Annotated in this window: 11 protein-coding genes; 7 read left to right on the forward strand and 4 right to left on the reverse strand. The window is 68.6% G+C overall.

Going from position 1 to position 11043, the window contains the following annotated elements:
* Window positions 1-74: 74 nt before the first annotated feature.
* The gene (locus tag C8D93_RS00220) at window positions 75-767 is read right to left on the reverse strand and encodes a hypothetical protein (RefSeq protein ID WP_110263169.1); all 693 of its coding nucleotides are present in this window, start codon (window positions 765-767) and stop codon (window positions 75-77) included.
* A gap of 131 nt (window positions 768-898) precedes the next feature.
* Here C8D93_RS00220 and C8D93_RS00225 point away from each other — a divergent pair, with 131 nt between their 5' ends.
* From C8D93_RS00225 to C8D93_RS00240, 4 genes are all read left to right on the forward strand, one after another.
* On the forward strand, window positions 899-1561 hold the full coding sequence (locus C8D93_RS00225) for an alpha/beta hydrolase (RefSeq protein WP_245903766.1): 663 nt from the start codon (window positions 899-901) through the stop codon (window positions 1559-1561).
* A 54-nt stretch (window positions 1562-1615) separates the two neighbouring features.
* Complete coding sequence (locus C8D93_RS00230; protein ID WP_110263170.1) at window positions 1616-2347, forward strand: hypothetical protein; 732 nt, start codon at window positions 1616-1618, stop codon at window positions 2345-2347.
* An 8-nt stretch (window positions 2348-2355) separates the two neighbouring features.
* Window positions 2356-2820 (forward strand): tellurite resistance TerB family protein, encoded by a 465-nt coding sequence (locus C8D93_RS00235; RefSeq protein WP_110263171.1) that lies wholly within the window; start codon window positions 2356-2358, stop codon window positions 2818-2820.
* Window positions 2821-2911: 91 nt separating this feature from the next.
* Entirely contained in the window at window positions 2912-3547 is a 636-nt protein-coding gene (locus C8D93_RS00240; protein WP_110263172.1) for a DUF1134 domain-containing protein, read from the forward strand.
* Window positions 3548-3569: 22 nt separating this feature from the next.
* Here C8D93_RS00240 and C8D93_RS00245 read toward each other — a convergent pair whose 3' ends face one another.
* A complete protein-coding gene (locus C8D93_RS00245; protein ID WP_110263173.1) occupies window positions 3570-4742 on the reverse strand; it encodes an aminotransferase class V-fold PLP-dependent enzyme in 1173 nt (390 codons plus the stop codon).
* A gap of 231 nt (window positions 4743-4973) precedes the next feature.
* Here C8D93_RS00245 and dauA point away from each other — a divergent pair, with 231 nt between their 5' ends.
* A complete protein-coding gene (gene dauA, locus C8D93_RS00250; RefSeq protein WP_380733248.1) occupies window positions 4974-6698 on the forward strand; it encodes a C4-dicarboxylic acid transporter DauA in 1725 nt (574 codons plus the stop codon).
* A gap of 76 nt (window positions 6699-6774) precedes the next feature.
* On the forward strand, window positions 6775-7521 hold the full coding sequence (locus C8D93_RS00255) for a Bax inhibitor-1/YccA family protein (protein ID WP_170123826.1): 747 nt from the start codon (window positions 6775-6777) through the stop codon (window positions 7519-7521).
* A 55-nt stretch (window positions 7522-7576) separates the two neighbouring features.
* Here the strand turns inward: C8D93_RS00255 and C8D93_RS00260 are convergent, their stop codons facing one another.
* Both C8D93_RS00260 and C8D93_RS00265 read right to left on the reverse strand, forming a co-directional pair.
* Window positions 7577-10129, reverse strand: coding sequence for a sensor domain-containing protein (locus C8D93_RS00260; RefSeq protein WP_110263174.1), 2553 nt, complete (start codon window positions 10127-10129; stop codon window positions 7577-7579).
* Between the two features lie 146 nt (window positions 10130-10275).
* Window positions 10276-10680, reverse strand: coding sequence for a hypothetical protein (locus C8D93_RS00265; RefSeq protein WP_146216470.1), 405 nt, complete (start codon window positions 10678-10680; stop codon window positions 10276-10278).
* Between the two features lie 69 nt (window positions 10681-10749).
* Here C8D93_RS00265 and C8D93_RS00270 point away from each other — a divergent pair, with 69 nt between their 5' ends.
* Window positions 10750-10959: a DUF2061 domain-containing protein gene (locus tag C8D93_RS00270; RefSeq protein WP_110263176.1), complete on the forward strand. Its 210-nt coding sequence runs from the start codon at window positions 10750-10752 to the stop codon at window positions 10957-10959.
* The last annotated feature ends 84 nt before the right edge of the window (window positions 10960-11043 follow it).

Consider the following 11043-nt stretch of genomic DNA (forward strand, 5'->3'; position numbering starts at 1 on the left):
GCAGGCAGAAAACGACACTTGCGCAAATGACAAGGGGAGCCTGTGGCTCCCCTTGTCGGCCTCGGTAGGAGGAATCACTCCTGGACGATCAGATCGCCCATCTGGCCAGTGCCGCCGTCGAGCATGCGCTGCTGCTCAAGCGCGGCGCGTGCATCCTCCGCATACTCGTATTCGGTACGGAAACCGACATCGGTCAGGCCGCCGACCAGGCCGAGCAGTCCGCCGCCCGTGCCGCCGGTGCCACCACCGGTGCCGCCCGTGCCGCCGCCCGTGCCGCCGGTGCCACCACCGGTGCCACCGGTACCGCCGCCAGTGCCGCCCGTACCGCCACCCGTGCCGCCGGTTCCGCCACCGCCATCCGGGTCGGGTGACTCGTCGTCGCTGTCAGCGACGACGACAGCCACGGCGCCGACGCCGACGACGCCGGCAGCGAGCACGCCCCAGTTCGCCGCGGTCCAGACGCTGCCGGTCTGGTTCAGGCGGTAGCTGTCGATGAAGGGCATGCCATGCACCTGCGCCGAGGAGAAGCCGGCGTTGCTGAACTCCACCGCCATCATCGGCGCGGCGGGGCGGTCGAGAAAGCGCGAATCGTGATCGATGCGCAGGCCGTAGAAGAAGGACTCCGCCTTCTGCTCGGCACCGCCGAACTTGAAGTTGACGTAGGCGTGCGCCTCGGGACGCCGCTCGTCCGGCGTGGCGGCGTCGGCCATCAGGCCGGCGCCCAGCAGTGTGGCACCCGTCCCCAGTGCCGTGATCAGGTTTCGCATCTTCCGAGTCCCTCAGATAGTCCAGCGTTTTCGAAGCCGAAGCCTATACGGGACCGCGTGACAGAGGCAAGCACGGCGGCGGGCGGCGTCTGCGGCACAATGCGGGGCCGCCAACAACGAGATTTTCCCCCGTGAGCGAGTCCCCCGCACCCGGCACGACGGTCGAGCAGATGATTCCTGGTTCCGCCGGTCTGATCGAGGCCCTGTGGTCGGCGCCGCGCGAGCCGCGTGGCGACGCCGGCTTCGCGATCGTCTGTCATCCGCACCCGCTGTTCGGCGGCGCGATGTCGAACAAGGTCGCCTATTCGCTCGCGGCGACCGCACAGAAGGCCGGCCTGCACGCGCTGCGCTTCAATTTCCGCGGTGTCGGGCGCAGCGAAGGCGGGCACGACGAGGGGCGCGGCGAAACCGAGGATGTCGCGTTCCTGGCCGCCTGGATGCGCGAACGCCTCGGTGCCGGCGCGCCGGTCGTGCTCATGGGCTTCTCGTTCGGCGCCTGGGTCAGCGTGCGCGCGGCCGCGCAGCTGAAGCCGGCGGTACAGGTCAGCATCGCGCCGCCTTTCGGCAAGTATGTCGGCGACGCCGCGGTGCCGCCGCGTCCACCGTGTCCGTGGCTGGTCATCCACGGTACCGACGACGAGGTGGTCGACTACAACCAGACCCGCGCAGTGCTCGATGCCTATTCGCCACCACCGGAGCTGGTGAGCCTCGACGGCACCGGCCATTTCTTTCACGGGCGGCTGGGCGAACTCGGAGCGATCGTCCAGCCGTTCCTCGAGAAGCATCTGGACTGACATCCTCGTTTGTTATCCTGCCGGCCCCGTCACCGGCCGAACCTGGAGCTTCCCATGCGCCGTTTCTGCGCCATCTTCATCCTGGGCTTGTCCGCAGCGCCGCCGGCGCTGGCCGACACCGAGTTCGACATTGTCTGCGCCGGCAACTGCCAGGCCGCCTTCGAGGGCGCCGTCGAGGACGTCGCCGCCGCCCTGAACTACAAGGCCCTCGGGCCGGCGGAGCCCGGCGGGATCACCGGGTTCGGCATCGGCGCGTTCGTCAACTACACCCCGGTGCGCAACGACGACGACTGGCGGACGCTGACCGGCACCGACGTCGATTTCGTCGGCATGGCCGGCGTCGCGGCGTCCAAGGGGCTGCCCTTCGGCATCGACCTGGGAGCGTTCTACACGGCCGTGCCCGACACCGGCGTCAAGGCCTATGGCGCAGAGCTGCGTTACGCGATCCTCGACGGCGGCATCGCCTCGCCCGCGCTGGCACTGCGTGGTGCGTTGACGCGCACCAGCGGCATCGACGACTTCGACTACGAGGCCTACAGCATCGACGTGTCGCTGTCCAAGGGCTTCACGTTCCTGACGCCCTACGTCGGCGCCGGCTACGTCTGGGCCGAGGCGGATCCGAGCGGCGATGTCGCGACGATCGCCGGACTGAGCAAGGCCGAAGTCGACGAGCAGCGTTTCTTCGTCGGTCTGCGGGTGAGCTTCCTGCTGCTGGAGATCACGCCGGAGTACGAGCGCACGGGCGACAACAGCGCCTACAACCTGCGCCTGGGCCTGTCGTTCTGAGCGTAACGATGCTGGACAAACTCGCGCGGATGTTGCGCGGTGCAAACGGCGCTTCGGCGGGTGAGGAGCCGGTTCACCGGCATCTGGCGATGGCGGTCCTGCTGGTCGAGACCGCCCGCGCCGATTTCGCCGACCAGGGCGAGGAGCGCGACGTGATGCGTCGCGCGCTGGTCGACGCCCTCGGGCTGAACCCCGACGAGGCGGCGGAACTGGTCGACAGCGCGTTCTCGCATTCGCGCGAGGCGGTATCGCTGCACGGATTTCTCGACACGCTCAACCGCGAGCTGGACGCCGACGGCAAGCGCCAGCTGCTCGAATGGCTGTGGCGCGTGGCCTTCGCCGATGGCCGCGTCGACCCGCAGGAAGAGGCGCGGGTCCGGCAGCTCGCCGAACTGCTGTTCCTGCCGCATTCCGAGTTCGTGCGCATGCGGCTGAAGGTCGAGGCCGAACAGGCGGCCCGGGAGCAGGACTGAGACGGACAGGCTGTCAGCGCCGATTCAGGCGCGCGGCCGCATCGTGCAGGCTTGGCCGCAGCCGGCGGCCCCGAGCGGGAGCAAGTGACTGATGAACATCCGTAGGCTGATCGGCGTTCTGTGCATCGTGGGGTCTCCGCTCATGGTCGCCACGGCTCCCGCGGCAGGCGCCGCCGATGGCGATGCCGTCGGGGGCAGCGCGCAGCAGCGTGCCGAGCCGGCGCCGACCGCAGGCGCGCAGAACCAGACCTACTCCTCCGAGGAGATCATGCGCGAGGCCTCGCGCTTCTTCGGTGAAACCAGCGAGGCGCTGGCCAAGGCCGTCGAACGCACGATTTCCGACTACGGGCGCCCCACGGCCTACATTTACGGCAGCGAGGGCGGCGCGGCGATCGTCGTCGGTCTGCGCTACGGCGAAGGGCGCCTGCAGTACAAGGGTGGCGGCAGCATGCCGGTGTACTGGCAGGGCCCGAGCATCGGCTGGGACTTCGGCGGCAATGCCGCGAAGGTCTTCACGCTGGTCTACAACCTCGAAGAGACCTATCAGCTGTTCCAGCGCTTTCCCGCCGTCGACGGCAGTCTCTACGTGATCGCCGGATTCTCGGTCAACTACCAGCGCAGCGGCGACATCGTGCTGGCGCCGATCCGGACCGGCGTCGGCCTGCGCGCCGGCGCCAGCCTCGGCTACGTCCACTACACGCGCGAGCGTTCGCTGGTGCCACTCTAGGCACCCGGCAGGAAGGCCCCGCTCAAGCCGGCAGCGACGGCAGCCGCGCGATGCGGCGGAGCAGTTCGTCGACGTCGCTGCGGTCGTGATACAGGCCGAAACCGATGCGCAGGTGATCGCCGCGCACGTCGGTGATCACCTCGGCCTCGTGGAGGCGGCGTTGCACGACGTGGGCCTGCGGGTGGCTGAAGGTCAGGAAACTGCCGCGCGGATGCGGCTCCGGCGGCTGCAGGCGTGCACGGGCGAGAACCGGGTGATAGAGGCGGTCGAGCGCCGCGAGGAAGTCGCGCTGCAGTTCGAGCACGTGGGCACGGATGACCGAGGCGCTGAGCTGATGACGCCGCGCCCAGTCCATCACCGCGTTGAGCCGGTACAGCGCCGTCGGGTCGAAGGTCGCGCCCCAGAAGCGGCTGCCGTCCTCGGCATAGGGCACGGTGCCGCGTCCGTCGTCCGTCAGTGACGCGAAGCCCGCGAACCAGCCGGTGTTCAGCGGCCGCGACGCGTAGCCCGGAGGGCAATGCATCCAGGCCGCGCCTTCGCCGCTCATCGCGTACTTGTAGCCGCCACCGAGATAGAACGCGCGTGCGGCGATGCGCCCGAGATCGACCGGCACGGCCATGAACGCGTGGTAGCCGTCGACGACGACCAGACTGCGTGTGCTGGACACGGCATCGACCAGCGGCAGCAGATCCTCGATCCAGTAGCCGGTGTTATAGAAGACATGGCTGAACCACACCAGATGCTGCCCACCGGCGCGTGCCGCGGCGCCAAAGCGCTCGGAGAAGCTGTCGAACGGCTGCACCGGCACGCGTTCGACTTCCGCGAGTCCGGCCTCCTCGAGGCGCCGCATCTGCCGTTCGAAGCTCAGGAACTCGCTGTCGGTGGTCAGCACCCGCAGGGGGCGGGCGTCGATGTCCGACAGCAGGCGCGTCAGGAACTCGTGCGTGTTTGCACCGAAGCACAGGCTCGCATGATCCGGCAGGTTCAGCAGGCGCGCGAGATGGTGCTGAGCCGCCGGGACGATCTCTCCGAAGATCCGCGTCCACTTGTCGTCCATCAGCTCGGCGGCATCGAGCCAGGCACGCTGCTGGGCGTCGAAGCTCACGTCCGGCCAGGGATGATGACTGTGGGCGCAGAAGTGCAGGCGGGTGGGGCGGTGTGCCAGGAACCGGGCGAAGTGGCTCTTCAGGCTCATGCGTTTCGGCCCCGCGGCGTGCGCACGCCATGACAGGTCGGCTGATCGCGCCGGACACGACCGTGCGCGCCCGGATACGGGCCTCCGTTGCCGAGGCGCCCGGCGGGGCCAAGCGTGTCCAGCAGGTCCATGCATGCCGGCATGCGCGTCCCTCCACGCGCCGCGTTCGTTAGAATTCACTGTAATCCAAAAGCTCGACATCCGGCACCACACTTGCAGCGGGTCCTCCAGATTCACCGACGCTTGCCGCCGCTGGCGATCGCCCTGCGGGAGACCTTGCGTGAGGGATACGGGGGACGCGAGCTCCGGGCGGACCTGCTGGCCGGCGTATCCGTCGGCATCATCGCGGTGCCGCTCGCGCTGGCGTTGGCCATTGCATCGGGGGTGCCTCCGCAGCACGGGCTCTACACCGCCATCGTCGCGGGGCTGCTGATCGCCCTGGCCGGCGGGTCGCGATTCAACGTCTCCGGCCCGACGGCGGCCTTCGTCGTCATCCTGCAGCCGATCGCGGCGCAGCACGGCGTCGGCGGGCTGCTGCTGGCGACCTTCATGGCGGGGGTCATGCTCGTCGCCATGGGGTGGGGCCGGGCCGGCCAGCTGATCCAGTTCATCCCGTACCCGGTGACCACCGGCTTCACGGCCGGCATCGCCGTGGTCATCGCCAGCCTGCAGCTCAGCGACTTTCTCGGCCTGCCTGCCGCCGGCAGCAGCCATTTCGTCGAACGCATGCTCGCGCTGTTGCGGGTACTGCCGGAGATCAATCCCGCGGAAGCCGCGCTCGGCAGCGGCGTGTTGTTGCTGCTGGCCTTGTGGCCGCGGCTGGGAACGCGGGTCCCGGCCTATCTCGCCGGTGCTGTCGTGGCCGCCGCTGCCGCCTATGGCGCGCGCAGTCTCTGGCCGGACTGCGGCATCGTCACGATCGCGGACCGCTTTGCCTACAGCGTCGACGGCGTGGTCCACGCCGGCATCCCCGCCATGCTGCCCGCCGTGCACTGGCCCTGGCAGCTCCCGGGGGCGGACGGCACGCCGATGCACCTGGACTTCGATCTGCTGCGCTCGCTGCTCGGTCCGGCCTTCGCGATCGCGATGCTCGGCGCCATCGAGTCGCTGCTGTGCGCGGTCGTCGCCGATGGCATGACCGGGCGCAAGCACGATCCGGATGCGGAACTGGTCGCGCAGGGGCTTGGCAACATCGCGGCGCCGCTGTTCGGCGGCATTCCGGCAACCGGGGCGCTCGCGCGCACCGCCGCGAACGTGCGTGCCGGCGCGCGCTCGCCGCTGGCCAGCGTGTTCCATGCGCTGTTCGTGCTCGCCGCGATGCTGCTGCTCGCGCCGGTGCTGTCGTGGCTGCCGATGAGCGGTCTGGCGGCACTGCTGCTGATGGTGGCCTGGAACATGAGCGAGCGGCACAACGTCCTGCGCATCCTGCGCGTGGCGCCGCGCGGCGACGTGCTGCTGCTGCTGGTGTGCTTCGGGCTGACGGTGTTTTTCGACATGGTCATCGCGGTGGGCTTCGGCGTCGTGCTGGCGTCGCTGTTCTTCATGCACCGCATGTCGCGGGTGGCGATGGTGACGCTGGTCGGCGACGGCGATCCGCATGCGCCGCGGGATCTGCCGGAGGAGGTGCGCTACTACCGCATCGCCGGGCCCTTGTTCTTCGGTGCGGCCGAACGCGCGATGGCGGCCCTGCGCCGCCACGACCACGGCGTCCGCGCGCTGGTGCTGGATCTTTCCGCGGTGCCGACGATCGATGCGACCGGGCTCGTGGCCCTTGAAGAATTGCTCGACGAACTCCATGAAGCGGGTGTGTTCGTGGCCCTGTGCGGCGCCCAGCGCAGCGTGCTGGGCCTGCTGCGCGAGGGGGGCTACACGCGCCAGGCGGGCGCGCGCTGGTACTTTGCGTCGGCCGACGCCGCGGTGCGCTGGTGGCAACGCGGCCGGGCTGCGAACTCCTGACGCGCGGCCCGGTCGAAAGCACGTAGAATCGGGCCGTTCCCGAAGCAACTTGTTCGTCCCCTAGGAGTCCGTCGTCATGAGCTGGAACGAGAACACACATCGGATGGCACGTCCCGCACCGGTACACGGCGGCCAGCGGCCGCTTCCGCGCGCGGTGTCCGGCGCTGCGCCGTCCGCACTGCAGACCAACAAGGTCCTGCGCAACACCTACATGCTGCTGTCGATGACGCTGCTGTTCAGCGCGGCGATGGCGGGCGTGTCGATGGCGGTCGGCGCGCCGTACGGCGTCAGCCTGATCTGTTCGCTGGTCGCGCTCGGCCTGCTCTGGTTCGTCGTGCCGCGCACGGCGGATTCCGAGGCAGGCATCTGGGTCGTGTTCGCGGTCACCGGATTGCTCGGTTTCGGTCTGGGTCCTGTGCTGAACATGTATCTGCGCGGCTTCGCCAACGGTTCGCAGATCGTGATGATGGCCTTCGGCCTGACCGGTACGATCTTCGTCGGCCTGTCGGCCTATGCGGTGAAGACCCGTCGCGATTTCAGCTTCATGCGCGGGTTCCTGTTCACCGGCATTCTGATCGCCTTCGTCGTCAGCATCGGCCTGCTCGTCGCCTCGTTCTTCGGCGTCTACCTGCAGCCGCTGGCGCTGGGGATCTCCGCGATGTTCGCGCTGCTGATGTGCGGCCTGATCCTGTACCAGACCGGCGAGATCGTGAACGGCGGCGAGACCAACTACGTGCTGGCGACGGTCACGCTGTACGTGTCGATCTACAACCTGTTCACCAGCCTGCTGCACCTGCTCGGCTTCGCGGCCGGCGACGACTGATCCGTTCATCGTCGCGGTACACGCAGAACCCCGCTCGACGCGGGGTTCTTGCGTTTCAGGCCGCGCTTTGCGGGGCGGGTGTGCCGTGGCGATGCTCGATGTCGGCGATCCGGGTTTCGAGCATCTCCAGCGGTACCGCGATGCTGTACAGAAAGCCCTGCACCTGATCGCAGTCGCGCTGCTGCAGGTACTGCTGCTGCTGCAGGGTCTCGACCCCCTCGGCGACGACACCGATGTCGAGGCTGTGGGCCATGGCGATGATGGCATTGACCACCGCGGCATCCGCGGCATCGGCGTCGAGGTCGCGGACGAACGAGCGGTCGATCTTGAGCTTGTCGATCGGGAAGCGAGTGAGGTAGGACAGGCTGGAGTAGCCGGTGCCGAAGTCATCGATGACGATGGCCACGCCCAGGTCGCGCAGGGCACGCAGCTGGGCGACGCTGCGGTCCGGACTCTGCATCAGCATGCCTTCGGTGATCTCCAGTTCGAGATCCGCCGGCGAAAGCCCGCTTTCGAGTAGCGCGCTGCGCACGACCTGCGGCCATTCGGGCTGCTGGAACTGCCGCGGCGAGACGTTCACCGCCAGCGACAGCCGGCGTCCCAGCGAGCGTTGCAGCTGCACGCACTCGCGGCATGCCGTCCGCAGCACGCGCTCGCCGAGCAGCAGGATCAGGCCGCCCTCCTCGGCGATGGGAACGAAGCGGTCGGGCGACACCTCGCCCCACGGCAGGCTGTTCCAGCGTGCGAGCGCCTCGAGGCCGCAGACCTGTCCGCTGCGCAGCGCGATCTGCGGCTGGTAGCCGACGGACAACTCATCGCTCTCGATGGCCCGGCGCAGCGCGGTGGCCAGCGCCAGCCGGTCCCGGCTTTCTTGTTCCATCGCCGCGCTGAACCACTGGAAATTGCTGCGCCCGTTGGCCTTGGCGTGATACATGGCCGTGTCGGCCCGCTTGAGCAGCGTGGTCGGATCGTCGCCGTCGTCCGGGTAGACGCAGCCACCGATGCTCGAACTGACCAGCAGCTCGTGCTCGTCGACCTGGATCGGTGCGGCGATGGCGGCGGCGATCTGGTCCGTCAGCGGCTTCAGCGCTTCGCGCGACTCGGCGTCCGCCAGCAGGATGACGAACTCGTCGCCGCCCAGGCGGGCAACGGTATCGCTTCTGCGCACGCAGCGTCGCAGGCGCTGCGACACGCCCAGCAGCAGCCGGTCGCCGACCAGGTGTCCGAGAGAGTCGTTGATGCGCTTGAAGTGATCCAGGTCCAGCATCAGCAGCGCAAGGCGACCGCCGCGCGGGCGGGCCTGCTCGATGGCGATCTCGATGCGGTCGAGCAGTAGCGCACGGTTCGGCAGGCCGGTCAGGGCGTCGTGATGCGCCATGTGGCGGATGACCGCCTCGGTGCGCTTGCGCTCGGTGATGTCGTAGGCGACCTTGAGAAAGCCGTGGACCCTGCCGTCGTCGTCACGCATCGCCGTGATCGCGATGTTGACCGGCACGTGTCGGCCGTCCTTGCGCACGTAGGTCCACTCGCGCTCGTCCGCAGTGTTGCGGCTGCCCGATGCGACGATGACCTGGAAGTTGGCGGGAATCTCGAGTCCGGTCTGCTCCGAGAACTCCTCGGCGCGGCGGCGCAGTTCCTGCGGCTCGTGGATCAGCAGCGCGGAACGGCCGACGAGTTCCTCGCGCCGATAGTCGAGCAGCTGCAGGGCGGCAGGGTTGACGGTGAGGATGCAGCCGTCGACATCGGTCGCAATGACGGCGAACGGCAGGCTGTCGAGTATCGACTGGCGCAGCCGGTCGGCTTCGGCCACGCGCGTGGCGCGCTGCGCCAGCAGGCGTTCGCTGATGTCGATCACCGATGCCAGCACGAAGGTGCCGTCCTCGGTCTGCAGGGGGTTGAGTCCGATCTCGATCGGAATCTCGCTGGCGTCCTTGCGCAGGCCGTAGAGCTCGCGACCGGCGCCCATCGCGCGCGCATCCGGCTGCGCGAAGAAATCGTTGCGGAAGGTCTGGTGGTGCGCGCGGAAACGTTCCGGGATCAGTGCCTCGACGGACAGCCGGAGCAGCTCGTCGCGGCTGTAGCCGAACAGCCTCTCGGTCTGCGAGTTGACGAGCACGATCCGGCCCTGCGCGTTGGTCATCAGCATCGCGTTCGGGGCGGCCTCGATGATCAGGCGCAGGCGCTCCTCGGCCCGTTTGCGCTCGGTGATGTCGATGACCGAAGCCAGCACATACGGGCCGTCGGGCATCTGCAGCGGATTGAGCCCGATCTCGATCGGCACCTCGCGGCCGTCGCCGCGCAGGCCGTACAGATCGCGGCCGGCGCCCATCGCGCGCGCGTCCGGGTGCGTGAAGAAGCTGTCGCGGAAAGCGTGGTGATGGGTGCGGAAACGCTGCGGGATCAGCATCTCGACCGGCTGGCCGAGCATCTGCGCCCGGTTGTACGCGAACAGCTTCTCGGTCTGCGTGTTGACCAGCGTGATCAGGCCGCGGCGGTCGACCATGACCATCGCGTTCGGCGCCGCCTCGATCACCAGTCGCAGGCGCTGCTCCTCGCCCGGCAGTGGCGTCGCCGAAGGGCCGGCGGGGCTGTTGCGATCAGCGGTCATGGTCCTGCCGTGCGCTCCCGGTGCGCATCTGCCGCCGGCACATTAGCACGGTGTCCTGCGCATCCCCGGGGGATCGCCGGCCGCAGGGGACGACCGGGGGCGACGGGCCGACGAAGTGCGGCTCGACGGCCGGTCGGTGCTGCGGTTCAGCGATCGAGTCGCAGGACGAACACGCCCTGGTCGGTCCGCAGCAGGCGGCCGGTGACCTCGACGCGCTCGTCGCTCGTGCCCGGGCGCAGGTCGAGCAGGCGCGCGTGCTCGGTCTGCCCGCTGACCCACAGACAGGCGCCGTTCTCTCCCGTGAGCATCCAGTCCTTGCGGGTCAGCGGCTGCACGCCGGCACAGCGGCCCTCGCGCGCGCGCGGCAGGCCGGACAGGGTGATGCGCTGGTCGATGACCTGGTCGAGGTGGTGGACCGCCAGTTCCACCGGCACCGCCGTGCCGGGGGCGAAGGTCACCGGCTGGCTCGGGTCATAGCCGCCGAAGCAGGCCGACAGCATCGTGGTGAATGCGAAGAGGACAAATCGATAGCGCATGGCAATTGAAAGCATCAGAAAGATTGACTTCTCTTTTAAATGAGAATGGCTACCATTTACATCAGATCTTCATCGAGCACGGCCATGATCAAGACTTTCAGCTTCGGCGCCATGCACATCTCCGTGGCCTTCGTCGTCGTCTGGGCGATGACCGGCGACTGGATGACCGGCGGACTCGTCGCCCTGGTCGAGCCCTGCGTCAACACCGTGGCCTACCACTTCCACGAGAAGGTCTGGAAGCGCTGGCAGCGACGCGATGATGCGTCAGCCCTGCCGCTGATGCACGCGCACTGAGGCTCCGCCGCCCGCCGGGGCGACCTTGGAGCCCGGTCGGTAGAAACGCGCGTGGCTGCGCCTTCGCCATTTCGGCCATCTTCC

It is taken from the genome of Sinimarinibacterium flocculans (assembly GCF_003201205.1).
Taxonomy (GTDB): domain Bacteria; phylum Pseudomonadota; class Gammaproteobacteria; order Nevskiales; family Nevskiaceae; genus Solimonas; species Solimonas flocculans.

Excerpts from the sequence above, each read along its gene's own strand:
- C8D93_RS00230 (WP_110263170.1), top strand. The coding sequence starts at position 1,616 with ATGCGCCGTTTCTGCGCCATCTTCATCCTGGGCTTGTCCGCAGCGCCG.
- C8D93_RS00265 (WP_146216470.1), bottom strand. The coding sequence starts at position 10,680 with ATGCTTTCAATTGCCATGCGCTATCGATTTGTCCTCTTCGCATTCACC.
- C8D93_RS00235 (WP_110263171.1), top strand. The coding sequence starts at position 2,356 with ATGCTGGACAAACTCGCGCGGATGTTGCGCGGTGCAAACGGCGCTTCG.
- C8D93_RS00240 (WP_110263172.1), top strand. The coding sequence starts at position 2,912 with ATGAACATCCGTAGGCTGATCGGCGTTCTGTGCATCGTGGGGTCTCCG.
- C8D93_RS00260 (WP_110263174.1), bottom strand. The coding sequence starts at position 10,129 with ATGACCGCTGATCGCAACAGCCCCGCCGGCCCTTCGGCGACGCCACTG.
- C8D93_RS00255 (WP_170123826.1), top strand. The coding sequence starts at position 6,775 with ATGAGCTGGAACGAGAACACACATCGGATGGCACGTCCCGCACCGGTA.
- C8D93_RS00220 (WP_110263169.1), bottom strand. The coding sequence starts at position 767 with ATGCGAAACCTGATCACGGCACTGGGGACGGGTGCCACACTGCTGGGC.
- C8D93_RS00245 (WP_110263173.1), bottom strand. The coding sequence starts at position 4,742 with ATGAGCCTGAAGAGCCACTTCGCCCGGTTCCTGGCACACCGCCCCACC.
- C8D93_RS00270 (WP_110263176.1), top strand. The coding sequence starts at position 10,750 with ATGATCAAGACTTTCAGCTTCGGCGCCATGCACATCTCCGTGGCCTTC.